Consider the following 25,383-nt stretch of genomic DNA (forward strand, 5'->3'; position numbering starts at 1 on the left):
GAATAGATAGTTTTAAACTTAATCAAAATGGCAAGATTGATAGAAATTATTATAAAGAACTTTAAGGAGAAACAATGGAAGAGATTAAACAGTTTTTTAAAGAAATTGGAAAAGAAAACATTGATGAAAATTCTAAAAATTTAGTGACTAATGGCCTAATAGATAGCTTAGATATTATGAAATTAGTAACTAAAATAGAAGATTTTTACGATCAAGAATTAGACATGGATTTTATAATGCCTGAAAATTTCGAAGATTTTAAAACCATAGAAGCAATGATAAAAAAGGCTTTTAATTTATGAAGATTGTTTTACTTGGAACTTATGAATCTCAATGGAATTCCTATTTTGCAAAAGGTTTTAGGGAATGCGGAGCTGAAACAAGAGCTTTTGGACTAGGATCTATGGGCTCTTATGGTCAAATTTACCATCTTTTTAGAAACAAAATTGATAAATTTATAAAAGAAGCTGATTTAATTATATTTACTCTAGACAATTTACTTTTTCCAAAAAATCAAAATATATTTAAAGCAAACTTAACAGGAATTAATTATACATATAAGATTTTAAATAAATTACAAAAAAAAGTTATAATAATTCAATGGCATTTTTCTGTTGCTTTTGGTGAATACACATCTTTCTATAAATTTCAAAGTGAAAAATACGGCTTTAATTTTATAGATGCTTATCAATTTTGCTTAAAAGAAAATATTTTTAAATTTTATACCAATGTCCTCAACCCCTTACATCCAGTTGAATTTATTTTTACAAAAATGGCTCAAGTAATTTATCAAAATTTTAATTCCTTTAAAAAACCTAAAGAAATAAAGAATCTTACCATTCCTTCTTTTAAAACTTTAGATTTAGATGAAATTATAGATGTAAAAAATAATGAAAATTTTGTAAAAATTAGATCTTATCTTTGCAGAGAAAGCATTTATAAATTGGAAAATAAAAAAGAACTTGAATTAGTTTTACCCAAAAAATATCATAATATGAAAATTTTAGGAGTGCATGGTTGGAATGATTGTTTTACATCTACTTATTTTTCTTCATATTGTATTCTTGAAAATCAATATCAAAAAATTTTAATCCCCATATATAATCATGAATGTTTTGTAGACATAGAATATGATTTTACTATTATAAGGAAACATAAAAATTCATAATTATATAGATAAAGATGTTAAAAGACTAAAATATAATCAACTTTATCAAAAAGAATGGGAGGATAATAAACAAGCAGGAATCATAGGTTTCTTGCTTATGCCAAAAAATGAAACATTAGAAGAAATAAAAATTCCAGAAAATATAGATTTTGAAATTTCAAAGGAATATGATTTTACGCACCTTTGCAAATATTTAAAAGACTGTAAAATTATTATCGAGCAATATAATCAAAGAAAAGATCCTATAAAACTAGCGCCTTTGCAAAATCAAATCAATGTTTTAAATACTCAAATATCTAACTTAAGCAATGAAAAACAAATTTTACTCAATAAAAAAACAATCTTGAAAATAAACTCAACTCCATCCCTATTAAAAAACAACATTTAGAATTAGCTAATTTAGAACAAGATCTAATCATCAAAAAACTAGAAAGTAAAAAATTAGCTAAATCTTTAGGAATTAAAATGGATATTATTAATCCTAAAGTAACTTTTATCCAAGCTAATTCAGCTAAGGCAAGAATTCAAAACCAACTTTCTTATAAACTAGGACAAGCTATGATTATTAATTCTAAAAGTATATTAGGTTTTATAAGAATGCCTTATGTTTTATCTTATATAAAAGATAAACATAAACTAGAACAAAAAATTTATCAAGAAAAAATAAAAAAATATCCTTCTTTAAAATTACCTCCTTTAGAAACTTATTCAGATTATTATGAAGCCTTAAAAGAAAAAGAATGTTTTACTTATAAATTAGGACAAGCTTTAATAAAAGCCAATAATAATTGGTACGGGGGGGGGTATATCAAATTGTGGTTTGAGATAAGGAAGTTGAAGAAGGAATTTAAGAGTAAAAAACATAAATCCTTTATGTCTAAAGATTAAAATTTAATCATTTCTGAAAAATATTTTTGTTAGAATTTCTAAAAAGTATATTTTTAGGAAAATAATGGAAAATATTAGAAATTTTTCAATCATAGCACATATTGATCATGGAAAAAGTACTCTAGCAGATAGAATCATTTCAGAATGCGGAGCCATTAGTGATAGACAAATGAGTGCTCAAGTTATGGATACTATGGATATAGAAAAAGAACGAGGTATTACGATAAAAGCTCAATCTGTTCGTTTGGAATATGTTTTTGATAATCAAAAATATATTTTAAATTTAATCGACACTCCAGGTCACGTGGATTTTTCATATGAAGTGAGTAGGTCTTTGGCAAGTTGCGAGGGAGCTTTGCTTGTAGTAGATGCTTCGCAAGGTGTTGAAGCACAAACTATAGCCAATGTCTATATCGCACTTGAAAACAATCTTGAAATTATCCCAGTTATAAATAAAATCGATCTTCCTAATGCAGACGTGGAAAAAGTTAAACATGAAATCGAGCATATCATAGGCATAGATTGCAAGGATGCGATTTGTGTAAGTGCTAAAACAGGCCTAGGAATAAAAGAGCTTATAGAAACGATTATTACCAAAGTTCCAGCACCAAAAATAGATAATGAAGCTCCTACTAAAGCTTTGATTTACGATTCTTGGTTTGATAATTATTTAGGTGCTTTGGCCTTAGTAAGAATTTACGAAGGACAAATTTCTAAAAATGATGAAGTTTTAGTAATGAGCACTAATAAAAAACATATTGTTCAAGATCTTTTTTACCCTCATCCTTTAAGTCCAGTAAAAACGCAAAGTTTGAAATCAGGCGAAGTTGGGGTTGTTGTTTTAGGGCTTAAAACTGTTGGCGATGTGCAAGTCGGAGATACTATCACTTTAACCAAAAATAAAGCTAAAGAAGCTATAGGAGGTTTTGAAAAGGCGAAAGCTTTTGTATTTGCAGGACTTTATCCTATAGAAACGGATAAATTTGAGGATTTAAGAGACGCTTTAGATAAATTAAAGCTCAATGATAGTTCTATTACCTATGAGCCAGAAACTTCTTTGGCTTTGGGCTTTGGTTTTAGGGTTGGTTTTTTAGGTCTTTTGCACATGGAGGTTATCAAAGAAAGATTAGAAAGAGAATTTAATCTTGATCTTATTGCTACAGCTCCAACAGTAACTTATGAAATTTATCAAACCAATGGAGAACTTTTGAAAATTCAAAATCCTAGTGAACTTCCACCTGTAAATAAAATCGATCATATTAAAGAGCCTTATGTTAAAGCTACAATCATCACTCCAAGTGAGTTTTTAGGGAATTTGATCACTCTTTTAAATCGCAAAAGAGGGATACAGGTAAAGATGGATTATATCACGCCTGAACGTGTTTTGTTGGAATACGATGTGCCTTTAAATGAAATTGTGATGGACTTTTATGATAAATTGAAATCTTTAACTAAAGGATATGCGAGTTTTGATTATGAGCCGATTGAATTTCGAGTAGGGGATTTGGTTAAGCTTGATATTAAAGTAGCTGGAGAAAATGTCGATGCTTTAAGCATTATTGTGCCAAATGAAAAAGCACTTAGCAAAGGAAGAGAGCTTGTAAGTGCAATGAAAGAAATCGTTCCTAGACAACTTTTTGAAGTTGCTATTCAAGCAAGTATTGGAAATAAGATTATTGCAAGAGAAACGGTTAAATCTATGGGAAAAAATGTAACTGCAAAATGTTATGGCGGCGATATTACTAGAAAGAGAAAGCTTTTGGAAAAACAAAAAGAGGGTAAAAAAAGAATGAAAGCTATCGGTAAAGTCCATTTGCCTCAAGAAGCCTTTTTAAGTGTTTTGAAAATTGATTAAGTTTTTATAAATTTAAGTTTATTTAAAATTAGACTTGAAATTTGTTGATAATTTTAATACAATGCTTGAAAAATAATTTTTTGTATGCAAATTTTTAAGGAGAAGAAAGAATGATTAAGAAGTTTTTACTTTTTTTGCTTGTAGCTTTATTTTTAAATTCTTGTGCTAGCAAGAATACTTTTGATCAAGTTAATCAAATTTCTAAGGAAGCTGGGTGTAGTCCTTGTGATAGCCCAAACGGTTACGAGGCTAAAATCAAAGGTCTTTTATATATAAGCGATATTGGAATTCAATGTTGTGCAAATAAACGCACTTTAGATACTGCTGTAGCTTTAAAAAAAGTTTATTTGCATCGTTTTTATGATTTAAAAGAGAATCAAAAAGTATTTTTTACAAAAAAACAAAGACTACTTGTAGATCTTAATTTTAATGCTATTTTTTACACATATTTAAAACAAGAACTTGAAGCTAGAGGTATTATAGTACTTGATGATAATAATGCTGATTCTCCTTATGTAACTAAAGTCGATCTTGCTTTTGTTGGATATAATGCAAGACAAGATGGGATAGGGTTACATTCAAAACTTGTCGGAGTTTTAAATTTAAGCGATGTTAATAAAAATAGAAAATTTACTTTGCGAACAAAACAAGATGTGCAAGGTTTTGAAAATTTAAAAGATATTACTTTTTACACACATTTACTTATAAAGCAAATGGCCAATAAAGCAGCAAGTATTATTTCAGAACTTTGAAATGCTTAAATTGCGGAGCTTTTACTCTGCTTTGTTTTTGTCATAATTGTTCTCAAGAATTATCTGAATTTTCCTTAGGGGTAAGAATTCTTGAGGATAATTTTAAAGTGTATTCTTTTTATAAATATCACGAGATAAAACATTTATTGCATTCTAAACATCATTTTTATGGTTATTTTGTGTTTCATTTTTTAGCAAAGCTTAGTTTTGCTAAATTTAAAAATTTCTTTTCTCCTGATGAAAAAATTAATGTTATTGCTTTAGACGATAGGGTAGAAAATTTACTCTATTCTCATTCAGCTATTTTGGCCAAATATTTAAAAACTCAATTTATAAAGCCTGTATTTGGAGCCTTGCATTCTCAAAATTCTTTAAAATATTCTGGAAAAAGTTTAGCATATAGACAAAAAAATAAAAGAAATTTTAAACTTTTAAAAAAGATTTCTCATCCTACGATTTTGGTTGATGATATTGTAACTTCGGGTTCTAGTTTATTGGAAGCTAAAAAATTTTTAGAAAAAAACAAAATTTCTGTTCTTTTTGCCCTTGTTTTAGCTGATGCAAAAGTTTAATATGGTAAAATAAAAATTTCAATATTGTGGAAGGATTTTTATGGAAAATATTTTTAACAAAGATTCTGATATTGAGATTGTCGATATAGAAAATTCCATTAAAAGTAGTTATTTAGATTATTCTATGAGTGTTATTATAGGGCGTGCTCTTCCAGACGCAAGGGATGGTTTAAAGCCTGTGCATAGAAGAATTCTTTATGCCATGAATGATCTTGGCGTTGGGAGTCGCAGTGCTTATAAGAAATCAGCACGTATTGTTGGGGATGTGATCGGTAAATATCATCCGCACGGCGATACTGCTGTTTATGATGCCTTAGTAAGAATGGCCCAAGATTTTTCTATGCGTTATCCGACCATAGATGGGCAAGGAAACTTTGGATCCATAGATGGAGATGGTGCAGCTGCGATGCGTTATACCGAAGCTAGAATGACGATTTTAGCTGAAGAACTTTTACGCGATATTGACAAAGATACGGTGGATTTTATTCCAAATTATGATGATTCTATGAACGAGCCAGATGTTTTACCTGCTAGAGTGCCTAATTTATTACTTAATGGATCTAGTGGTATTGCAGTAGGTATGGCGACAAATATTCCTCCACATAGTTTAAATGAATTGGTTGATGGTCTTTTATATTTACTTGATAATAAAAATGCTACTTTAGAAGAATTGATGCAATTTATTAAAGGCCCTGATTTTCCAACAGGTGGTATTATATATGGTAAAAAAGGCATTATTGAAGCTTATCGTACTGGACGCGGTCGCGTAAAGATTAGGGCAAAAACTCATATAGAGAAAAAGTCAAATAAAGATATTATTGTTATAGATGAACTTCCTTATCAAACTAATAAGGCAAGACTCATAGAGCAAATTGCTGATCTTGTAAAAGAAAAACAGATTGAAGGAATTTCTGAAGTCAGAGATGAGAGTGATAGAGAAGGAATTCGTGTTGTCATAGAGCTTAAACGCGAAGCAATGAGCGAAATTGTTTTAAATAATCTTTTCAAATCTACAACAATGGAAAGCACTTTTGGTGTGATTATGCTTGCCATTCATAACAAAGAACCAAAGATTTTTTCTTTAAGTGAGCTTTTAAATCTTTTCTTAACTCATAGAAAAACAGTTATTATTAGAAGAACTATTTTTGAACTTCAAAAAGCAAGAGCAAGGGCGCATATTTTAGAAGGTCTTACCGTCGCACTTGATAATATCGATGATGTAATAGCTTTGATTAAAAATAGTCCTGATAATGCTAGTGCAAGAGATTCTTTAATGGCAAAATTTGGCTTGAGTGAAATTCAAGCTAATGCTATTTTAGATATGAAACTAGGTCGCTTAACTGGGCTTGAAAGAGAAAAAATCGAAAATGAACTTGCAGAGCTTATGAAAGAAATCGCAAGATTGGATGAAATTTTAAAAAGTGAAAAATTACTTGAAGATTTAATTCGCGATGAATTGAAAGAAATTAAAGCTAAATTTGATGTGCCGCGTATTACTCAAATAGAAGATGATTATGATGATATAGATGTGGAAGATTTGATTCCAAATGAAAATATGGTAGTGACTATCACTCATCGCGGTTATATCAAGCGTGTTCCAAGCAAACAGTATGAAAAACAAAAACGTGGTGGCAAGGGCAAACTTGCTGTTACGACTTACGATGATGATTTTATAGAAAGCTTCTTTACGGCAAATACTCATGATACTTTAATGTTTGTAACTGATCGAGGTCAGCTTTATTGGTTAAAAGTTTATAAAATTCCAGAAGGTTCAAGAACTGCTAAAGGAAAAGCTGTTGTGAATTTGATCAATTTGCAAGCTGAAGAAAAAATTATGGCAATTATTCCAACAACTGATTTTAATGAGAGTAAATCCTTATGCTTCTTTACAAAAAATGGTATTGTTAAGCGCACTAATTTAAGTGAATATCAAAATATACGTAGTGTCGGTGTAAAAGCGATTAATCTAGATGAAAACGATGAATTGGTTACAGCGATCATTGTCCAAAGAGATGAAGAAGAAATTTCTTTAGCTCCAATGGTGGATAATATTGAAGTAGAAAATGAAGAGTTACTAGAAGAGGAAGCAAAAGGAAAAATGCTTTTTGCAGTTACAAAAAAAGGTATGTGTATCAAATTTCCTCTTGCAAAAGTGCGTGAAATTGGCCGCGTAAGTCGTGGAGTAACGGCTATTAAATTCAAAGAAAAAAATGATGAATTAGTGGGCGCTGTTGTTATAGAAAATGATGATCAAGAAATTCTAAGTGTTAGTGCCAAAGGTATAGGAAAACGTACCAATGCTGGAGAATATAGACTTCAAAGTAGAGGAGGTAAGGGTGTTATTTGTATGAAACTCACTGATAAGACTAAAGAACTTATTAGTGTGGTGATTGTAGATGAAGATATGGATTTGATGGCTCTTACAAGTAGTGGAAAGATGATCCGAGTTGATATGCACAGTATTCGCAAGGCTGGACGTAACACAAGTGGAGTTATCGTTGTAAATGTAGAAAATGATGAAGTTGTTAGCATTGCTAAATGTCCTAAAGAAGAAGTTGATGAGGAAGTTAGTGATGAAAATCCAGATTTAAATTTAGAATAGTTTTGTAAAAAGTTGGAACGCTTTTTGCTTTGTAGATATTAATGACAAAAAATTTTGAAGGTGTAAATATGAAAAAAATTTTTATGATGCTAGTTGTAGCAGGAATTTTTGTTGGCTGTGTGCCAAGTATGAAAGGAGTTATAAGCAAAAGTTCAAATAAACCTAGCGAAACTTCTCAGACATCCGATATTATTGTGCAAAAAGTAGACAAAGATGACGTGCGCGATATCATCAGACAAGAAAAAATGTTGGCTCCAGATGCAACCGATAGTGAGCTTAGCTTTACGGCAGTTGGAGAAGGTATCGCTCCTATGAATACAGTTTCTTCAGCTCAAGCACTTGCATTAGCAAAAAGAGCTGCAATTACAGATGCTTACAGACAACTTGCAAGTAAACTTTATGGCGTGAAAGTTAATGGCAAAGATACTGTTAAAGATGCTATGCTTAGAAGTTCAACTATTACCGCTCAAGTAAATGGATTAATTAAAAATGCAAGTATTATTGATGAAAGTTTTAATCAGGGTCTTTATAGAATAAACCTAGAACTCAAGATTGATGCAGACAAGTGGAAAGAATTGTTTGCTTATTAATCTTAGCAAGTCTTAAAATTTTTGCCCAAGATGAATTTATATTTTGGGCAGAACTTTCTAGTAAAAATTTAATCCTTTTTCATCAGAGTCAAAATATATCTCCAGCTATGACTCAAAGTGAAAATGCTATTAGCGAATTTGTTTGCGAAATACCTTATAACGATAATGATTTAAAAAAATTTCCTAAAACTGAACTTGGAATGATTGATGATTATATGGCAAAAAATATCAAGCTTAATTTTTTAAATTCTCATAAAGAAGAATTAATTGATTGTTTTGCTAGTGCAAATATCTCTATAAAAGATATTACAAAAATAGAACTTATGAAAGCACAAAATGAAACTTATGTAAAAATTTTACCTTTACGCTTTTGTGTAGAATTTGGAGAACGGAGCGCTTTGATTTATCATCTTAAAAAAAAGTGATTTTAAGTCATTTTTTGCTATTATTCTGAAAAAATCAAAGGTCGATAATGAATTTGGTAATTGTTGAAGATGATATTAATATGAGAAAATCTCTAGAGATAGCTTTGGGTGAATATGAAGAATTTAAAATTAAATCTTACAAATCTGCCACAGAAGCTCTAAAAAAAATAGATTCTGATACGGATTTGATAATTACAGATATTAATATGCCAGGCATGGATGGTCTTGAATTTGTTAAAACCTGTGAAAATAAATATGACTTTATTATTATGACAGGAAATGCAACATTAAATCGTGCCATTGAAGCAATGAGACTTGGAGTTAAAGATTTTTTAACAAAACCTTTTGATATAGAAACTTTGGTTGAAGCTATCAAGCGAGCAAAAATTATTAGAGAAAAAACTGCTGATAAAAAACCTAAAAATCAAAATAACAATAAAAATACAGGTTTTTTTTCTACATCTGAAAAATTAGAACAGACTTTGAAATTAAGTAAGAAAGCTGCAAAAACAGATGCTTCAGTCATGTTTTTTGGAGAAAGTGGAGTGGGAAAAGAAGTTTTTTCCCGTTTTATTCATGAAAATTCACAACGTTTTGATAAGCCTTTTGTAGCTATTAATATGGCCGCAATTCCTGCTAATCTAATAGAAAGCGAATTGTTTGGGTTTGAAAAAGGAGCTTTTACAGATGCGAATGCGACTAAAATAGGTCTTTTTGAGGTGGCCAATGGAGGAACTTTATTTTTAGATGAAATTGGTGAAATGCCTTATGAGATACAAGCGAAACTTTTAAGAGCTTTACAAGAAAAAGAAATTACAAGACTTGGGAGTACTAAAAATGTTAAAATCGATGTAAGAATTATAAGTGCAACCAATGCTAATTTAGATGAAAAAATAAAAAATGGAGATTTTAGATCAGATCTTTATTATCGTTTAAATACTGTTCCTATTAATATCCCACCTTTAAGAGAACGTAAAGAAGAGATTTTGGGAATTGCAAATAAAGTTCTTGAGCAAACTTGTCAAGAATATAATTTTGAAAATAAATGCTTAAGCAAAGAAGCTGAAAAAACTTTATTAGAATATAATTATCCAGGTAATATTAGAGAGTTGATTTCTATAGTGCAACGTGCTTGTATTTTAAGTGAAGGAAATGAAATTTTATCTCAAGATTTGTTCTTAGAAGCTAGGACTTTTAAAAAAGATGTAAAAAATTTAGAAAAAGAATTATTAGAGCAAATTTTAAAAGAGCTTGATTTTGATAAGCAAAAGGCGGCTAATGAGCTTGGAATGAGTCTCGAAATTTTAGAGAAAAAAATCAAGCAGTATCAAATAAAGGAATAAAATGGTAAAAAAGCAGAAAATAGCTATAGTGGGTGTAACTGGTGCTGTTGGCGAGGAACTTTTGAATGTTTTAGAAGAACTTGATTTTCCAGTAGAAAGTATTTTACCTTTAGCAAGTGCTAAAAGTGTGGGCGATGAGATAGAATTTAAAGGAAAAATTTATAAAGTAAAAGAATTAAATAAAAACACTTTTAAGGAAAATCCTGTAGATATTGCTTTTTTTAGTGCAGGTGGAAACATAAGTAAACAATATGCTCAATTTGCTGTTGAATGCGGGGCTGTAGTTATTGATAATACAAGCCATTTTAGAATGGATAAAGATATTCCTTTAGTTGTTCCAGAGTGTAATTTTGAAGATATTAAGGATTGGAAAAAAACAGGAATTATTGCAAATCCAAATTGTTCAACAATACAAATGGTGCATGTTCTAAAACCATTAGATGATGTTTTTAATCTTAAACGAGTAGATGTAAGTACTTATCAAGCTTCTAGTGGTGCAGGTAAAAAAGGAATGCAAGAATTAGTTGAAGGAATGCAAAGTTTTTTTGCTTTCAAATTAGATGAGTTTAAGGCTCAAGTTTTTCCGCATACTTTAGCTTTAAATTTAATTCCGCATATTGATGAATTTACAGATAGTGGATACACTAAAGAAGAGCTAAAGATGATCAATGAAACTCAAAAGATTTTACATAAAAAGCTTCAAATTTCAGCAACTTGCGTTAGAGTTCCGGTCTTAAGAAGTCATAGCGAGTCTATTACTATGCATTTTAATCAAGAGGTTGATGCTGCTAAGGCACGTCAAATTTTGAAAAAGGCTCCAAATGTTGTTGTTTTAGATGATCCAAAAAATAAACAATATCCTATGCCTTTAACTACAAGTGATACCAATGAAACTTACGTGGGAAGAATTCGTTTAGATCAATACGATAAAAAAGTACTTCATTTATGGTGTGTTGCGGACCAAATTCGTGTAGGAGCAGCGACCAATGCTGTTAGAATTGCTCAAAAATGGTTAGAGTTAAAAAATAAGCAGGAAAAATAATGTTAGAAAGAATTTTTGAATTTTTATTGATTAAAAGTCGTATAGTTACTATTTTGCCCGTAATTTTTGGACTTATAGGTGCTTTCGTGCTTTTTGTTATAGCAAGTTATGATGTCTTAAAGGTGATTTTATATACTTACAATTATTTTTTTGGACTAAATTCTCATATAGATTTACATGAAGATGTTGTTGCTTTAATTATTGGAGCTGTTGATCTTTATTTGATGGCTTTGGTTTTGTTTATTTTTTCTTTCGGTGTTTATGAGCTTTTTATCAGCGAAATTGAAGAATTTAAACAAATGAAACAAAGTAAAGTTTTAGAGGTGCATAGTTTAGATCAGCTTAAAGATAAGCTTGCTAAAGTTATCATTATGGTTTTGGTGGTAAATTTTTTTCAAAGAGTTTTACAAATGAAATTTGTAACTCCTATTGATATGGCTTTTCTTGCAGGTTCTATTTTGGCACTTTGTGTTGGACTTTATTTTTTACATAAAGGAAATCATTGAAAATTAGTTATCTTTTTTTGATATAATCATTTTTTTAATTATTTTAGGATTTTAAATATGGTGAGATTGTTTATAGTTTTTATACTAATAGGTGGATTTAGTTTTTCTAATGCAACTTTTTTAGATAATACTTTTAAAAATATTGAAGTATCTGGAACCATGCGTTATCGATATGAAATGAATAAAAATAAAAAATTTAATAAAAAATACCAAAAGCATAATGTTATAAATCAGATGCAAATTACTATAAAATAAAAAAAGGTTAAGATGTATGTTTCGTTTATTATTTGTAAGTTCAGTTTTTATTGTTGCACTATTTGGGGTAAATTTAAAATCCTTTTTAACTTATACTTTCGATGCTAATAAACAATATAATTTGGCTGAAGCTAAAAAGATATATTTTAAAAATAAATGCAATGCATGTCACGGCGATAATGCTGAAAAAAATACGTCTCGTTTTAGAGCATTAAAGGATATGTCTGCAGAAGATATTAAATCAGCTTTAATAGGATATACTTTGGAAAATAGTTCCACTATAACTTCTCAAATGGCTTTATATTCTAAAAATTTAAGCCATGACGATATAGATAATATTATTGCTTATATTAAGGGTGATAATTTTGCTGTAGAATTGCAAGTTAAGGATTTAACAGAAGAAGAGCCAGCGCAAAAAACTAAGCATAATATTTTTTTAAAATAATCTAAATAAAAAAGGAAATTAACAATGAAAAGAATAGTTTTATTATTAAATATTTTTATATTAATTAATTGTAGCTTGTATGCAAAAACTATTAACATAGGTGTTGTTTTGCCGTTAACAGGAACAGTGGCTGCTTATGGGCAAGACGTTTTTAATGGAATTGATCTTGCAAATAAGCTAAATTCAAAACTTGATAATGGGGATATAGTTAAATTAATTGTTATTGATACTAAAGGCGATAAGCTTGAAGTAGCAAGTGGCATTAATCGTTTAATTACACAAGATAAGGTGTTGGGAATTATTGGAGAAACAACTACTCCAAATACAATTCAAGCAATTTCAATTATTGAAAATAAAAAAATTCCTCTCATAGCTCCAGTGGCTTCAGGAGATAAGCTTTTAGAAGGTAAAAAATACGCTTCTCGCGTTTGTTTTAATGATAGTTTTCAAGGAGATAAATTTGCTATTTATATTACCAAAGAATTGAATTTGAAAAATGCTGTAGTTATTATTGATCAGAGTAATGTTTATTCTTTAGGGTTGGCAAAAGCTTTTGAGAAATCTTTAAAAGTAAATGGTGGAAGGGTTTTAAAAAAACTTATAATTACTTCAGGCGATAAAGATTTTAGAGCTTTAGTATCACAGCTAAAGAGTTTAAATCCTGATTTTGTTTATATGCCAATTTATCATCCAGAAGCAGCGTTGATTGCTAGGCAAGCAAAACAATTAGGGTTTAATAAATTGTTAACTGCTGGAGATGGAGTTAATAATAAAACTTTTATAGAATTAGGTTCAACTGCAGTTAATGGTGTAATTTTTACCGATAGTTTTGATTCTAGCAATCCTTCAACAAATCGTGGTAAAAAAATTATTGCCGAGTATGAAAAAGGAAAAGGAGATAAAAATCTTCCTGCTTTTTCAGCAATGGGTGCTGATGCATACTTTGTAATGCTTAATGCTATGAATGCTTGTAAGGATAATCTAACAAGTGAGTGTATCAATGATAAAATTCATCAAACTAAAAATTATGAAGGTGTTGGAGGTTTTATAAGTATTGATGCCAATGGAAATGCTATTCGTCCTGTCGTTATAAAAGAGATTGAAAATGGCAAACAAGTTTATAAAGCTTTGATAAATCCTTAGGAGTATCGATGAGTAAAAAAATAATTTTAATTATGCTTTTAATCTTAAATTTAGAGGCTAAAGATGTTAATATAGGAGTAGTTTTACCTTTAAGTGGAGCCACAGCAGCTTATGGACAAAGTGCTTTAGATGGAATTGAGATTGCAAATAAAATGCAAGATAAATTGCAAAATGGCAATAAGATCAATTTGATTGTTTTGGATACCAAAGGCGATAAAATAGAATCTTCAACTGCAGCAACTCGTCTCGTTGTTCAGGATAAGGTATTGGGTATTATTGGTGAGATGATTACCACTAATACTTTGCAAGTGATGAGAGTAGCTGAAGAAAATAAAATTCCATTAATCGCACCTGCAGCGACAGGAGATAAACTTTTGGAAAATAAAAAATATTCTAGCAGAGTATGTTTTATGGATAGTTTTCAAGGATCTTCTTTGGCAAAATATATTAATGAGAAATTTGGTTTTAAAAAAGTAGTTGTAGTAGTAGATCAAAGTACGGATTATTCTTTGGGTTTGGCAAAAGCCTTTGAAAAGGAACTTAAAGAAAGAGGCGGAAAAATTTTAAAGGTGCTAAGAGTAAATTCAGGAGATAAAGATTTTAGAGCTATTATTACTCAAATTAAAATTTTAAATCCAGATTTTATTTATTTACCGCTTTATTATAGCGAGGCAGCCTTGTTTGCTAGACAATCAAAAATTATAGGTTTAAATATCCCTATGGGTTCTGCTGATGGTGTTGCAGATGCAACCTTTATAAAATTAGCTAAAGAAGCATCTAATAATTATATTTTTACTGATAGTTTTGATCCTTATAATCCTGTAACAAAATTAGGTAAAGATTTTATTTTAGCCTATGAAAAAGAGAAAAAAGACAAAGATGTTCCTGCTTTTTCAGCAATGGGTGCTGATGCATACTTTGTAATGCTTAATGCGATGAATGCTTGCAAAGATAATCTAACAAGTGAGTGTATCAATGATAAAATTCATCAAACTAAAAATTATGAAGGTGTTTCTGGAGTTATTAGTATAGATAAAAGTGGCAATGCAACTCGTTCTATCATTGTAAAAGAAATTAAAAACCAACAACCAATATATAAAGATATATTAAATCCTTAGGACTAAAATGGACTCTGTTTTATTTTTGCAACAACTTGTAAATGGTTTAAGTTTAGGAAGTATGTATGCTCTTATTGCTGTAGGTTATACTATGGTATATGGTGTTTTAAGACTCATTAATTTCGCTCATGGTGATATAATGATGGTTGGAGCTTATATAGCTCTTTTGCTTATTAATTGTTTATCTCCATTTGTAGATGCTTCTTTAATAAATGATGGGATTGGTAAATATATTTTAGCAATTTTTATAGTTGCTTTAATAGCTTCTATGTTTTTTTCTTCTATTGTTGGGATTATTATTGATAAAATTGCATATAAACCTTTAAGAAAAGCTCCTAGAATTTCGCTTTTAATTACAGCCATTGGAGTGAGTTTTTTGTTGCAAAATTTGTTTAATATGATTTTTACCTCGACAGAGCAACAATTTCCAGTTCCACCAATTTTTGAAAAAATGATCACTTTGGGTAAGGTTAGTATGACTTTAGGGTCCTTATTAGTTCCTTTAATGACTGTAATTGTTATGTTTTTTGTTCTCATTCTTTTGTATAAAAGTAAATATGGCATAGCTATTCGTGCTTTAGCTTTTGATATACAAACGGTAAATTTAATGGGAATTAATGCAAATCGTATTATAGCTATTGTTTTTGCTTTAGGTTCAGCTTTGGCAGCTTTAGCTGGAATTTTTTGGTCAAGTAATTATTATTCAGTTTATCCTACTATGGGAACTTTAGTTGGACTTAAAGCTTTTGCAGCAGCTGTTTTAGGTGGAATTGGATCTGTTGTTGGAGCGGTTTTAGGAGGATTGATTATAGGTCTTACCGAAGTAATGGTTGTTGCCTTTTTTCCAGATCTTTCAGGATTTAAAGATGCTTTTGCTTTTATTTTTTTAGTATTTATTTTGCTTTTTAGACCAACGGGAATTTTGGGTATTAATTTCGAAAAAAGTAGGTTTTAAATGACAAAGATAAAAATTTCTGTCTTAGTGTATATTATTTTTGCTATTGCTTTTATTATTATAGTGCCACGTTTTTTTGATAGCTATGGAATGGGGATTTTAAATCAAGTTGCTATTTATATTACTTTGGCTGTTAGTTACAATCTTATAAATGGAGTAACGGGACAATTTTCTTTAGGACCTAATGGTTTCATAGCTGTTGGAGCTTATGTCACAGCTTTAGTACTTTTAACCGCTGATCAAAAAAATGATTTATTTAGTTTAGAAGATCCTAGTCCTATTATTTTGGCTTTGCATACAAATTCGTTTATTTTAGCTCTTTTAATTGCAGGCATTAGTGCTTGTATCTTATCTTTAATCCTTTCTTTTGCGGTTTTTCGTGTTAGGGGCGATTATTTAGCAATTGTAACTCTAGGTTTTGGTATTATTATACAAAAATTAGCAATTAATTTTCCAAGTTTGACTAATGGTTCTATGGGATTAAATGGTGTTCCTTTATTTTCTAATTTATATTGGACTGGTGGTATTGCAATTATTGCAGTTATTTTGATTTTAAATTTAGTGTATTCTAAATTCGGCAGAGCTATGAAAGCTATAAGAGATGATGAAGATGCTGCGAGTGCTATGGGTATTAATACTTTTTGGATAAAAACACTTGCCTTTGGAACTTCTGCTTTTTTAGAGGGTGTCGGTGGTGGACTTTTAGTTTGTTTACTTGGTTCAGTTTCGCCTGAACAATTTGGTTTTGAATTTACCTTCATACTGCTAACTATTATAGTATTAGGTGGTTTAGGTTCTACTACAGGAGCTATTATTGGCACGATTTTGATTATAGGCGGTAGAGAATGGCTAAGATTTTTAGATGAAATACAAATTAAAATTGATTTTTTAAATATCGATATTCATTCTATGCCTGGTCTTAGGATGGTTGCTTTTTCTCTAGTATTGATTTTAGTGATGCTTTTTGCAAGAAGAGGAATTTTTGGAGATAGAGAATTAAATTATTTTTTAAATAAAAATTCCAAAAAGAAAGGATTTAAATGATACTAGAGCTTAAAGATATCACTAAATCTTTTGGAGAAGTGCAAGCAATCAATGAGACTTCTTTTTGCATAAAAAAGGAAGAAATTTTTGCCCTTATTGGTCCAAATGGAGCTGGAAAAACGACGCTTTTTAATATCATCACAGGAAATTATAAACCAACAAGCGGAGAGGTTTTTTTTCAAAATCAAAAAATAAATCATTTAAAACCTTATGAGATTGTACATTTAGGTATAGCGAGAACTTTTCAAAATATAAGACTATTTTCAAGCATGAATGTCCTTGAAAATGTTATGATAGGTTTTAATCGAAAGATGAAATATAGTGTTTTAGAGGCATTTTTACATTTGGGTCGTTTTTGCAAGATAGAAAAAGAATTTAAGCTTAAAACTTACGATATTTTAGAGGAATTAGGGATTGCTGATTTAGCAGAAGAAAAAGCTACAAGTTTGAGTTATGGACAGCAAAGAAAAGTTGAAATTGCTCGTGCAATGGCAACTAATCCAAAACTTTTATTATTAGATGAACCAGCTGCTGGAATGAATTCTAGCGAAAGTGATGAGTTGGCTGAACTTATTTTAAAACTTAGAGAAAAATACAAGATGAGTATTTTACTTATAGAACATGATATGAAATTCGTTAATCGGTTATGTGATAAGGTTTTAGTGCTTGATTATGGGAAGACAATTTTCGAAGGAAAATTAAGTGACGCGGTTAAGCATAAGGAGGTAGTAGCTGCTTATTTAGGGGATTTTGATGCTAGTAGTTAAAGATTTGCATGTGTATTATGGTTTGATTGAAGCCGTTAAAGGAATAGACTTTAAAGTTGATACAGGTAGCATTGTTTCATTAATAGGTTCTAATGGTGCAGGTAAAACTTCTACTTTAAATGCACTTTTAAATTCTGTTAAACGCACCGGAGAGATTAATTTTTTAGGCTATGATACCAAGAGACATTTAACACATACTTTAGTTCAAAAAGGAATAGCTTTAGTTCCAGAAGGAAGACGAGTTTTTATTAATCTTAGCGTAGAGGAAAATTTAAAAATCGGAGCTTATAACAATAGTGAAAATTATGAGCATTTAAGAGAACAAATGTATAAGCTATTTCCAAGACTCGCAAGTAAAAAGCATTCTATGGCTGGAAGTTTAAGTGGAGGAGAGGCTCAAATGTTAGCAATTTCTAGAGCTTTAATGAGTGAACCAAAACTTTTAATGCTTGATGAACCTTCTTTGGGGCTTGCTCCTAAAATCGTCGGAGAGGTTTTTGATATCATTATTCGCTTAAAAAATGAAGGTATAACAATACTTTTAGTAGAGCAAAATGCTTATTCTGCTTTAAAAATAAGTGATTATGCATATGTTTTAGAAAATGGTAAAATTGCAATGCAAGATAAGGCTAAAAATTTAATAGGAAATGATGATATCAGAAAGAAATACTTGGGACTATAAAAGGATATAAAAATGAATAAGATTGTTAAGAGTGTAGGGGATTTAAAGATTTCTATAGTTTTATTTTTGCTTTTTGCATTATTTTGTGCTTTAGCGACTTTTATAGAGAGTGCCTATGGGACTTCTACAGCTTGGGCTATGATCTATGATACTTTCTGGTTTGAATATATACAATTATTACTCGGTATTAATTTGTTATGTGGTATGTTTCGCTATAAAATGTTTAATTTAAAAAAAATTCCTTTGATGATTTTTCATATTTCTTTCCTTTTTATTCTTGTTGGGGCAGGAATTACAAGGTATTATGGATTTGAAGGAAGTTTATCTATAAGAGAGCATACTCAAAATTCACTTATAGAGAGCTCAAAAACCTCGCTTCGAATTTCTGCTATTAAAGATGGAGAGCGTTACAGTGTTGTAAATGACCGTTATATTGGAAATTTGCCTTTTGCCAATTCTTTTAAACTTAATTTAGATATGGGTAATGATAAAGCAGTTTTAAAATATAAAGATTTGATATTAGATGCAAATTATGTTTATAAGGAAAATAATACTTCAGATCCTTTACTTGTTTTAACTCTTTCTCAAAAAGATATGCAAGGCTCTACAATAGAGTTTAAAAAAGGAGAGATTCAAAATATTGGTGGAATCAATTTTTCTTTTATGAATGATAATGTTTCAAAACCTTATGTTAAAATAGATCAAAATTTAAAATTAAGTTCAAGCGAGAATTTGAACGTTTTTAATATGAATAAAAATGAAAATCTAGTTTTAAAATCTGGAGAAAATGAAAATGCAAAAGAACTTAGGCTTTATAGTTTAAATGATGTAAATTTTGTTGTCAAATTTGTTTCTTTACATGGAATGAAAGAAATTCAAGGCGTAAATAGGCCACAAGATGAAAGTTTTTGGCTATGGTTTAAGTCTGCTTGGTTGGAGTTGGCTAGAACTATGATGGTTTCTACTTTTGGAGAGCCTCAAAATTGGAAAACTTCCTGGCTTTTAAAATTTAAAAATTTTGCTATGAGCAAGGAGCATCAAGCTTTAAATTTAAAAGGTAATTATGCTTTAAAGCTTGAATTAAGCTATAAAAACCAAAATAAAGACTTTTATGTTTTTGAATATGATAAGCCAACGATGGTTGAGATTGACGGACAGAAATTTTTTATCTCTTGGTCGCTTTCTTATAAACAACTTCCTTTTGAAATTTATTTAAGAGATTTTATTATAGATCGTTATCCAGGTTCTATGTCTCCTGCTTCTTATGCAAGCGAAATTACAGTTCAAAATGGTAATGAAAATTTTGATTATAGGATATTCATGAATAATGTTTTAGACTATAATGGTTATAGATTTTATCAAAGTTCATACGATCAAGATGAAAAAGGAACAGTTCTTTCGGTCAATAAAGATCCAGGAAAGGTGCCAACTTATATAGGTTATTTTTTACTGATTCTCGGAATGTTTTTTAATTTTTTAAATCCGAATTCAAGATTTAGAACCCTAGCAAGACTTATTAATCAAGATGCACTCAAAAATGCAAGTGTAGTTTTATTTGTTATTTTTATATTATGTAATACTAGTGAAGTTTTTGCTAAAGATTTAAATTCAGACTTGCCTATGGTTAATCCAAAGCATTCTGCAGAACTTGGTTCGTTGGTGTTGCAAAAGTCAGTTGATGGCAGAATGATTCCTTTTGATACCTTAGCGAGAGAAATTTTAGAAAAAATTCATCAAAGTGAAAGTTACAAAGGACAAGATGCTAACGCTATAATGCTTTCTATGCTTATAAATGTAGACAGATGGGGAAATGAACCTTTTATTTTAATGCCTCAAAATAAAAATGTTCGTGAAGCTTTTGCCAAAATTTTAGGAATTCCTAGCCAAAAATATATTTCCTATAAAGATTTTTTTGATGAAAATAAACATTATAAACTTCAAAAATATGTTGAAAATGCAAATCGTAAAAATCCAAATGCAAGAAGTGTTTTTGATAAAGAAATTATTAAATTAGATGAAAGAGCTAATATAGTAAATTTGGTTTTTAGTGGTGAGCTTTTTAGGTTTATTCCTATACAAAATAGCGAAAATAATGTTTGGTTAGCACCTTTTTCTGCTGTTACAACCCTTAAAGGAGAAGAAGGTCAAATTGTTTTAACTTTGATTAGAAATTATTTTAATGCAGTAGATGAGGCTTTTAGGGATAACAATTGGACAAGGGCCGATGAAGCTTTAACATCAATAAAACATTATCAAGAAAAAGTAGGATATAAGGTTATGCCTAGCAAGACAAAAATCAAGATAGAAATTCTTTCAAATAAAGCTAAAATATTTGTAAAGCTTTCTCCGGTTTATTTGCTTGCTGGATTTTTACTTTTAATTCTTGTTTTTGCAAAGATGATTACACCGAATTTAAAAATTACTAAAATATTTAAAATAGTTTATATTTTAAATATTTTAGCCTTTACAGTTCACACTATAGGCTTGATTCTCCGTGCTTATTTAGCAGAACATGCTCCTTGGAGTAATGGCTATGAAAGTATGGTTTATATAGCTTGGGCTTTATCGTTATCTGGAATATTCTTTTCCAAAAAAAGTCCTATAGCTTTATCATTAACTTCTATTTTATCTGGAATTGTGCTCATGGTAGCATATTTAAGTGAGATGAATCCACAGATTACAAATCTTGTACCTGTTTTAAATTCTTATTGGCTAAGTATTCATGTATCTGTAATTACTGCTAGCTATGGATTTTTAGGACTTTGTGCCTTGCTTGGTATTTTTGTTTTATTGCTGATGTGTTTTCTTAAAAAAGATGGAAAATATAATTCTAATATTTTAAGAAATATTACAGAAGCAACTAGAATTAATGAAATGGCTATGATTTTTGGTCTTTGCTTGCTTACGGTTGGAAATTTTTTAGGAGCAATTTGGGCAAATGAAAGTTGGGGAAGATATTGGAGTTGGGATTCTAAGGAAACTTGGGCTTTAATAAGCATTTTGGTTTATGCTGCGATTTTGCATCTTAGAATGATTCCAAAATATTGCAATCAGTTTGTATTTGCTTTATGGAGTATGTTTGCTTATTGGGTTATAATTATGACTTATTTCGGTGTAAATTATTTTTTGAGCGGACTTCATTCTTATGCAGCAGGAGAAGCTGTACAAATTCCTGATTATGTTTATTGGGGATTTGGTTTTATGGTAATTTTAGCATTTTTTGCAAGAAAAAAACGTTGTTTTATAGGCAGGCTTTAATGAATTATATTTTTATAATAATTTTTTGTGTCGCTTTGGCACTTTTTTTATTTTTAAGTTTAATTGCTTATCTTATTACTAGCGGTGGTAAAAAAATATCCAAAAAAGATAAAAATACTTCTGCCGTCAAACAAAAAAAAGCTAAAAAGGTTTTTAATACTGATTTAGATAATATGATCGCAACAGCAACTGATCCAAATTTAAGTGATTCTGATCTACAAGAATTAGTTAAATTATATGTTGCTACACATAAATTAGGATCTAAAACTTCTAAAGAATTAGATAATACTACAAAGAAAAAATTAGAATTTGTTTCCGCATTAGCTTCAAATATGAATGCAAGTCCTCAAACTGTAAGTCTTTTAAATAAAGAACTTAAGAAAATTTCTGCTTCGTATAAAAAAGAGATTGATGCTTATGAGCAAATGGGACTAGCCAAAAGAAAAATTAAAGAAGAACAATAAAATGGTGCGCTCAAGAGGATTCGAACCTCTGGCCTTTTGAACCGCAATCAAATGCTCTATCCAGCTGAGCTATGAGCGCATTTTTAAAGACGCTATTATATAATATTTTTCTTAAAAATAAGTTATTTGTTTGATTTTTTAGAGATTTTATCATCAAATTCCAATTCTTTTTTTCTTTTTTTATAATAAACAATAAGTCCAATTGCTAAAATCAAACATATAAGTATAAAAATATACCAAGTAGCGTTTTTATCACCATTTAAAAATAATCCATCGGTATTCATTCCAAAAAAACCTACGATTAAATTTAGAGGTAAAAATATCGCAGAAAGCACACTTAAAAAATATAAACTTTGATTAATTCTTTCATTTTTGATCGCATTGATGAGTAAGTGTAACTCATTAAGTCTTGTTAGAATTTCTTTGCTATTTTTTAAAGCAATATTAACGCCAAAAATTAAAGGTTTTAAAGCTTTTTTATGTGGGCTTGATTCAGCAAGTAAATTTAAAGCTTCGTTAAGCAGAGAGAGATTTTTTAAATTTTTATTGATTTTTTGCTTTAAAATAAAGCTTTTTTTAAAAAAATTCTTGATCAAATTTCCTTTTAAAAGTATATTTTCTTTGTGCTCTATAATATTTTCAAAATGTGTATTCATTGCTTTATATTCATCTAAATTTGCACGGATAATGTTTAAAAAATCATTTAGATTAAACATCTTAAATTCTGTATTTTCTAATTTGAAAATATATTCTTCTTCAAATCCAAAAATATAAACTTTTTCTTTATTCATTTTGGTGTTTAAGGAAGATAAAATTAAAATTTTTTGCCCTAGAAAATCCATATATAGGGTATTGGAATTTTTGCTTAAGAATTTAGCTAAATTATCATCATATTGCATTATTTAACCTTTTAGAATAAAAATCTTTTTTAAATTTATTAAATTCATTCTTTTTAATCGCTTCTCTCATTTGTTTTACCAAATCAAGATAATAATACAAATTATGCAAACTTGCCAAACGAAAAAAAGTTAGTTCCTTAGCTTTAAAGAGATGGTTTAAATAAGCGCGTGAGAAATTGCGGCAAGTGTAGCATTGGCAAGTTTTATCTATAGGATCGTGATCGTTGACAAATTCTGCTTTTTTGATGTTAAATTTGCCAAAACTTGTAAAAAAAGTTCCATTTCTAGCATTTCTTGTTGGCATAACGCAATCAAACATATCTACTCCTCGTTCGACATTTTCCACTAAGTCTTCAGGGGTGCCAACTCCCATTAAATATCTAGGACGATTTTCATCTAAAAAAGGATTTAAATTTTCTACAGTTTCATACATAAGAGCATTTTCCTCTCCGACACTAAGCCCTCCTATAGCTAGTCCATCAAATTCCATTTCATTTAAAGCTAAGGCGCAACGTTTTCTTTCTTCATAATCAGTTCCGCCTTGGATGATTCCAAAAATATTTTGATCTAAACCTATGTTTTGTTTTTGCATTTTTTTATGATATTCTATGGCTTCTTTTGCCCATAAAATAGTTCTATCAACAGAAATTTTAACCCTTTCTTTGTTTGCAGGTAGGGCAACTAGATCATCTAAGATCATCATAATGTCTGATTTGAAAGTATATTGGATATCTAAAACGCTTCTAGGGGTGAAAAGATGTTTGCTTCCATCAATGTGACTTTTAAATTCTATACCTTCATTAAAATGTTTTGAGTTTTTACTTAAAGAAAAAGCTTGAAAACCGCCACTATCGGTTAAAAAACTTCTATCAAATCGAGTAAAACCATGCAATCCTTTAAAATTTTTAATAACCTCCAAACCAGGACGTAAATACATATGATAGGTATTAGCAAGAATGATTTTTGCATTGAGTTCATTTCTAAGATCATTAGTATCAAGGCTTTTAACCGCACCTACTGTTCCAACAGGCATAAAAATAGGAGTTTCAAAGGTGCTATGTGCTGTAGTGATTTCGCATACTCTAGCCATACCGTCTTTATACTTTAATTTAAATTCCATTTTGGTATAATTCCTTTTTTTGGAGTTAAATATAATGAATCATATCTTAATCATAATAGATGGTATTTTAGCAAAGCATTTCTTAGAAAGGCTTTGTTTTGAAAAAGGATTAGGCTATTTTTTTACGATAGTTTGCCAACATAAAGAAGAGCTAAATATAAATAGTGATTCTTTGGAAGTGCATTATTTTGATCCTACTAGTACAGCACGCTTTGAAACGATTATGGGTAAAAATTTTAAACAAGCTTTTATTTATATGCAAGATGAATTTGAAACAAAAAAAACTTACGAAGCTTTGCGTTTATTGGATATCAATTTAGAAATTGAAATTATGGATTTCTGGGGATTAAGTATTAGCGATTCTCGTGTAAATTTAATCGATGCAAGAATGACTTTAAGTCGTAGACTTATGAATTTTTTCCCAGATATTGCTCTTACTGCTCAATATATTGGGCTTGGAGAAGGGGAGATTATGGAGGTAAAAATTCCTCCAGGATCTATTTTTGCTTATAGACACATCAGCTCAATCCAGCAAAAAAGATGGCGCATAGTATTGATTTATCGAAATTCAAAAATTTATTTTGTAAAACCTAGTTTTGTTTTAGAACCCAATGATAGTATTTTAATCGTGGGAGATTCTGTAGTTCTTCAAAGTATTTTTCATAATATTAGAGATAAAGCAGGACAATTTCCTTTACCTTTTGGAAGCAATATTTTTACTCTTATAGATATGAAAAATATGAGTGAGAAAACTCAAGAAAATTTAATCAACACAACCTTGCAACTTGAAGAAAAAAGCAATGCAAAAAAAAGTTTTATAAGAGTGCTTAATCCTAAAATAAGTCCTATATTTTATAGATTAAAAGAATTATTTGACGAAAGAGAAGGGATATTTTTCGATTATTTTAATACCGATTTTACCAATTTAAACTCTTTTTTAGAAAATAATGATGTGGGAATGTTTATCACGGATTTTAAGCATTTTGAAAAAGAAAAAAAGAATTTATTTGATTTAAAAATTCCTATACTAAAAATCGGTGAGACTAGTTTTGAAAGCTTAAAAGAATCGGTTATTTTGAGTGCTAATGAAAGCGAACTTGAAAATAATGCAAATGTGATTACTGATTTTAGTAAGCAACTTGATTTCAATTTAACGCTTTATTATTATAATCCTAATTCTCAAAATATTACCGATATGAAAGAATATTTTAGAAGTTTATCTAAACTTTACGATAAAAATATCCAAATCATTCATAAAAGAGATGAAAATCCACTTTTAAATTTACAATACCGTAACGATTTATTACAATTTATAAGTTTTGAAAAAGAGCTTTTGGATGGAAATTTTAGCAAGAGTTTAAGCACTAATTTAAACAGACATTATACTAAATTGAAAGAAAATTATCAGCTCTTTATACCGGTTGAATAAAGCAATTTATAAGTAAAATAAGAGAATAATTAGTGCTAATTTGATAAAATAGATATAAGTT

The 25,383-nt window shown here is 29.5% G+C and carries 26 protein-coding genes and 1 tRNA gene; 24 read left to right on the plus strand and 3 right to left on the minus strand.

Translation table 11 applies throughout. The features are described from left to right. The first annotated feature begins 74 nt into the window (after positions 1–74). The 23 genes from CQA69_RS06830 (at position 75) to CQA69_RS06940 (ending at position 21,874) form a co-directional block, all read left to right on the plus strand. Positions 75–302, plus strand: a complete 228-nt coding sequence (locus tag CQA69_RS06830; RefSeq protein ID WP_137621037.1) for a phosphopantetheine-binding protein — start codon at positions 75–77, stop codon at positions 300–302. Continuing rightward, the gene (locus CQA69_RS06835; protein WP_137621038.1) at positions 299–1,168 is read left to right on the plus strand and encodes a hypothetical protein; all 870 of its coding nucleotides are present in this window, start codon (positions 299–301) and stop codon (positions 1,166–1,168) included. Before CQA69_RS06830 ends, CQA69_RS06835 begins: the two co-directional genes overlap by 4 nt. A gap of 97 nt (positions 1,169–1,265) precedes the next feature. Continuing rightward, entirely contained in the window at positions 1,266–1,556 is a 291-nt protein-coding gene (locus tag CQA69_RS06840; protein ID WP_137621039.1) for a hypothetical protein, read from the plus strand. A 77-nt stretch (positions 1,557–1,633) separates the two neighbouring features. Then, positions 1,634–2,056 carry a hypothetical protein gene (locus tag CQA69_RS06845; protein WP_246023133.1) on the plus strand — a complete coding sequence of 141 codons (423 nt, stop codon included), beginning with the start codon at positions 1,634–1,636 and terminating at the stop codon, positions 2,054–2,056. Positions 2,057–2,120: 64 nt separating this feature from the next. Next, complete coding sequence (gene lepA, locus CQA69_RS06850; protein WP_137621040.1) at positions 2,121–3,911, plus strand: translation elongation factor 4; 1,791 nt, start codon at positions 2,121–2,123, stop codon at positions 3,909–3,911. A gap of 110 nt (positions 3,912–4,021) precedes the next feature. Next, positions 4,022–4,663, plus strand: coding sequence for an outer membrane lipoprotein MapA (mapA, locus tag CQA69_RS06855; RefSeq protein WP_137621041.1), 642 nt, complete (start codon positions 4,022–4,024; stop codon positions 4,661–4,663). After that, a complete protein-coding gene (locus tag CQA69_RS06860; RefSeq protein WP_137621042.1) occupies positions 4,660–5,235 on the plus strand; it encodes a ComF family protein in 576 nt (191 codons plus the stop codon). Before mapA ends, CQA69_RS06860 begins: the two co-directional genes overlap by 4 nt. A gap of 40 nt (positions 5,236–5,275) precedes the next feature. Beyond that, complete coding sequence (gene gyrA / locus CQA69_RS06865; RefSeq protein ID WP_137621043.1) at positions 5,276–7,837, plus strand: DNA gyrase subunit A; 2,562 nt, start codon at positions 5,276–5,278, stop codon at positions 7,835–7,837. Between the two features lie 68 nt (positions 7,838–7,905). Further along, on the plus strand, positions 7,906–8,427 hold the full coding sequence (gene flgP / locus CQA69_RS06870; protein WP_137621044.1) for a flagellar assembly lipoprotein FlgP: 522 nt from the start codon (positions 7,906–7,908) through the stop codon (positions 8,425–8,427). Then, positions 8,403–8,852 carry a hypothetical protein gene (locus CQA69_RS06875; protein ID WP_137621045.1) on the plus strand — a complete coding sequence of 150 codons (450 nt, stop codon included), beginning with the start codon at positions 8,403–8,405 and terminating at the stop codon, positions 8,850–8,852. The genes flgP and CQA69_RS06875 overlap by 25 nt, the downstream gene beginning before the upstream one ends. Before the next feature lie 47 nt (positions 8,853–8,899). After that, positions 8,900–10,195: a sigma-54-dependent transcriptional regulator gene (locus CQA69_RS06880; RefSeq protein ID WP_137621046.1), complete on the plus strand. Its 1,296-nt coding sequence runs from the start codon at positions 8,900–8,902 to the stop codon at positions 10,193–10,195. A 1-nt stretch (position 10,196) separates the two neighbouring features. Beyond that, a complete protein-coding gene (locus CQA69_RS06885; protein WP_137621047.1) occupies positions 10,197–11,237 on the plus strand; it encodes an aspartate-semialdehyde dehydrogenase in 1,041 nt (346 codons plus the stop codon). Beyond that, positions 11,237–11,743 carry a YqhA family protein gene (locus CQA69_RS06890; protein WP_137621048.1) on the plus strand — a complete coding sequence of 169 codons (507 nt, stop codon included), beginning with the start codon at positions 11,237–11,239 and terminating at the stop codon, positions 11,741–11,743. Before CQA69_RS06885 ends, CQA69_RS06890 begins: the two co-directional genes overlap by 1 nt. A gap of 57 nt (positions 11,744–11,800) precedes the next feature. Then, the gene (locus tag CQA69_RS06895; protein ID WP_137621049.1) at positions 11,801–11,998 is read left to right on the plus strand and encodes a major outer membrane protein; all 198 of its coding nucleotides are present in this window, start codon (positions 11,801–11,803) and stop codon (positions 11,996–11,998) included. A gap of 16 nt (positions 11,999–12,014) precedes the next feature. Next, a complete protein-coding gene (locus CQA69_RS06900) occupies positions 12,015–12,443 on the plus strand; it encodes a c-type cytochrome (protein WP_137621050.1) in 429 nt (142 codons plus the stop codon). Between the two features lie 24 nt (positions 12,444–12,467). After that, positions 12,468–13,586, plus strand: coding sequence for an ABC transporter substrate-binding protein (locus CQA69_RS06905; RefSeq protein WP_137621051.1), 1,119 nt, complete (start codon positions 12,468–12,470; stop codon positions 13,584–13,586). 8 nt (positions 13,587–13,594) lie between these two features. Continuing rightward, positions 13,595–14,704, plus strand: a complete 1,110-nt coding sequence (locus tag CQA69_RS06910; protein WP_137621052.1) for an ABC transporter substrate-binding protein — start codon at positions 13,595–13,597, stop codon at positions 14,702–14,704. A gap of 7 nt (positions 14,705–14,711) precedes the next feature. Then, positions 14,712–15,659: a branched-chain amino acid ABC transporter permease gene (locus tag CQA69_RS06915; RefSeq protein WP_137621053.1), complete on the plus strand. Its 948-nt coding sequence runs from the start codon at positions 14,712–14,714 to the stop codon at positions 15,657–15,659. Further along, entirely contained in the window at positions 15,660–16,703 is a 1,044-nt protein-coding gene (locus tag CQA69_RS06920; RefSeq protein WP_137621054.1) for a branched-chain amino acid ABC transporter permease, read from the plus strand. Further along, positions 16,700–17,470, plus strand: a complete 771-nt coding sequence (locus CQA69_RS06925) for an ABC transporter ATP-binding protein (RefSeq protein WP_137621055.1) — start codon at positions 16,700–16,702, stop codon at positions 17,468–17,470. The genes CQA69_RS06920 and CQA69_RS06925 overlap by 4 nt, the downstream gene beginning before the upstream one ends. Beyond that, positions 17,457–18,152 (plus strand): ABC transporter ATP-binding protein, encoded by a 696-nt coding sequence (locus CQA69_RS06930; RefSeq protein WP_137621056.1) that lies wholly within the window; start codon positions 17,457–17,459, stop codon positions 18,150–18,152. The genes CQA69_RS06925 and CQA69_RS06930 overlap by 14 nt, the downstream gene beginning before the upstream one ends. A gap of 12 nt (positions 18,153–18,164) precedes the next feature. Continuing rightward, a complete protein-coding gene (ccsA, locus tag CQA69_RS06935) occupies positions 18,165–21,410 on the plus strand; it encodes a cytochrome c biogenesis protein (RefSeq protein WP_137621057.1) in 3,246 nt (1,081 codons plus the stop codon). Further along, positions 21,410–21,874, plus strand: a complete 465-nt coding sequence (locus CQA69_RS06940) for a hypothetical protein (RefSeq protein WP_137621058.1) — start codon at positions 21,410–21,412, stop codon at positions 21,872–21,874. The genes ccsA and CQA69_RS06940 overlap by 1 nt, the downstream gene beginning before the upstream one ends. A gap of 2 nt (positions 21,875–21,876) precedes the next feature. Here the strand turns inward: CQA69_RS06940 and CQA69_RS06945 are convergent. The 3 genes from CQA69_RS06945 to tgt all read right to left on the minus strand — a co-directional run bounded on the left by CQA69_RS06945 (position 21,877) and on the right by tgt (position 23,893). Next, positions 21,877–21,953: transfer RNA gene (locus tag CQA69_RS06945), tRNA-Arg, on the minus strand. 43 nt (positions 21,954–21,996) lie between these two features. Beyond that, a complete protein-coding gene (locus CQA69_RS06950) occupies positions 21,997–22,773 on the minus strand; it encodes a CorA family divalent cation transporter (RefSeq protein ID WP_137621059.1) in 777 nt (258 codons plus the stop codon). Beyond that, entirely contained in the window at positions 22,763–23,893 is a 1,131-nt protein-coding gene (gene tgt / locus CQA69_RS06955) for a tRNA guanosine(34) transglycosylase Tgt (protein ID WP_137621060.1), read from the minus strand. Before tgt ends, CQA69_RS06950 begins: the two co-directional genes overlap by 11 nt. 34 nt (positions 23,894–23,927) lie before the next feature. On the opposite strand from tgt, the gene CQA69_RS06960 reads away from it, so the two are divergent. Further along, positions 23,928–25,322: a COG3400 family protein gene (locus tag CQA69_RS06960; protein ID WP_137621061.1), complete on the plus strand. Its 1,395-nt coding sequence runs from the start codon at positions 23,928–23,930 to the stop codon at positions 25,320–25,322. The last annotated feature ends 61 nt before the right edge of the window (positions 25,323–25,383 follow it).

The organism is Campylobacter estrildidarum (assembly GCF_005406205.1).
Taxonomy (GTDB): Bacteria; Campylobacterota; Campylobacteria; order Campylobacterales; family Campylobacteraceae; genus Campylobacter_D; species Campylobacter_D estrildidarum.

What these genes read in the sequence shown, in the direction of transcription:
- CQA69_RS06960 (WP_137621061.1), top strand. Translation starts at nt 23,928, where the DNA reads ATGAATCATATCTTAATCATAATAGATGGTATTTTAGCAAAGCATTTC.
- gyrA (WP_137621043.1), top strand. Translation starts at nt 5,276, where the DNA reads ATGGAAAATATTTTTAACAAAGATTCTGATATTGAGATTGTCGATATA.
- CQA69_RS06940 (WP_137621058.1), top strand. Translation starts at nt 21,410, where the DNA reads ATGAATTATATTTTTATAATAATTTTTTGTGTCGCTTTGGCACTTTTT.
- CQA69_RS06895 (WP_137621049.1), top strand. Translation starts at nt 11,801, where the DNA reads ATGGTGAGATTGTTTATAGTTTTTATACTAATAGGTGGATTTAGTTTT.
- CQA69_RS06830 (WP_137621037.1), top strand. Translation starts at nt 75, where the DNA reads ATGGAAGAGATTAAACAGTTTTTTAAAGAAATTGGAAAAGAAAACATT.
- CQA69_RS06915 (WP_137621053.1), top strand. Translation starts at nt 14,712, where the DNA reads ATGGACTCTGTTTTATTTTTGCAACAACTTGTAAATGGTTTAAGTTTA.
- CQA69_RS06910 (WP_137621052.1), top strand. Translation starts at nt 13,595, where the DNA reads ATGAGTAAAAAAATAATTTTAATTATGCTTTTAATCTTAAATTTAGAG.
- CQA69_RS06845 (WP_246023133.1), top strand. Translation starts at nt 1,634, where the DNA reads ATGGATATTATTAATCCTAAAGTAACTTTTATCCAAGCTAATTCAGCT.
- CQA69_RS06905 (WP_137621051.1), top strand. Translation starts at nt 12,468, where the DNA reads ATGAAAAGAATAGTTTTATTATTAAATATTTTTATATTAATTAATTGT.
- CQA69_RS06925 (WP_137621055.1), top strand. Translation starts at nt 16,700, where the DNA reads ATGATACTAGAGCTTAAAGATATCACTAAATCTTTTGGAGAAGTGCAA.
- CQA69_RS06835 (WP_137621038.1), top strand. Translation starts at nt 299, where the DNA reads ATGAAGATTGTTTTACTTGGAACTTATGAATCTCAATGGAATTCCTAT.
- CQA69_RS06900 (WP_137621050.1), top strand. Translation starts at nt 12,015, where the DNA reads ATGTTTCGTTTATTATTTGTAAGTTCAGTTTTTATTGTTGCACTATTT.
- CQA69_RS06880 (WP_137621046.1), top strand. Translation starts at nt 8,900, where the DNA reads ATGAATTTGGTAATTGTTGAAGATGATATTAATATGAGAAAATCTCTA.
- CQA69_RS06885 (WP_137621047.1), top strand. Translation starts at nt 10,197, where the DNA reads ATGGTAAAAAAGCAGAAAATAGCTATAGTGGGTGTAACTGGTGCTGTT.
- CQA69_RS06950 (WP_137621059.1), bottom strand. Translation starts at nt 22,773, where the DNA reads ATGCAATATGATGATAATTTAGCTAAATTCTTAAGCAAAAATTCCAAT.
- flgP (WP_137621044.1), top strand. Translation starts at nt 7,906, where the DNA reads ATGAAAAAAATTTTTATGATGCTAGTTGTAGCAGGAATTTTTGTTGGC.
- tgt (WP_137621060.1), bottom strand. Translation starts at nt 23,893, where the DNA reads ATGGAATTTAAATTAAAGTATAAAGACGGTATGGCTAGAGTATGCGAA.
- lepA (WP_137621040.1), top strand. Translation starts at nt 2,121, where the DNA reads ATGGAAAATATTAGAAATTTTTCAATCATAGCACATATTGATCATGGA.
- CQA69_RS06930 (WP_137621056.1), top strand. Translation starts at nt 17,457, where the DNA reads ATGCTAGTAGTTAAAGATTTGCATGTGTATTATGGTTTGATTGAAGCC.
- CQA69_RS06890 (WP_137621048.1), top strand. Translation starts at nt 11,237, where the DNA reads ATGTTAGAAAGAATTTTTGAATTTTTATTGATTAAAAGTCGTATAGTT.
- CQA69_RS06920 (WP_137621054.1), top strand. Translation starts at nt 15,660, where the DNA reads ATGACAAAGATAAAAATTTCTGTCTTAGTGTATATTATTTTTGCTATT.
- ccsA (WP_137621057.1), top strand. Translation starts at nt 18,165, where the DNA reads ATGAATAAGATTGTTAAGAGTGTAGGGGATTTAAAGATTTCTATAGTT.
- CQA69_RS06840 (WP_137621039.1), top strand. Translation starts at nt 1,266, where the DNA reads ATGCCAAAAAATGAAACATTAGAAGAAATAAAAATTCCAGAAAATATA.
- mapA (WP_137621041.1), top strand. Translation starts at nt 4,022, where the DNA reads ATGATTAAGAAGTTTTTACTTTTTTTGCTTGTAGCTTTATTTTTAAAT.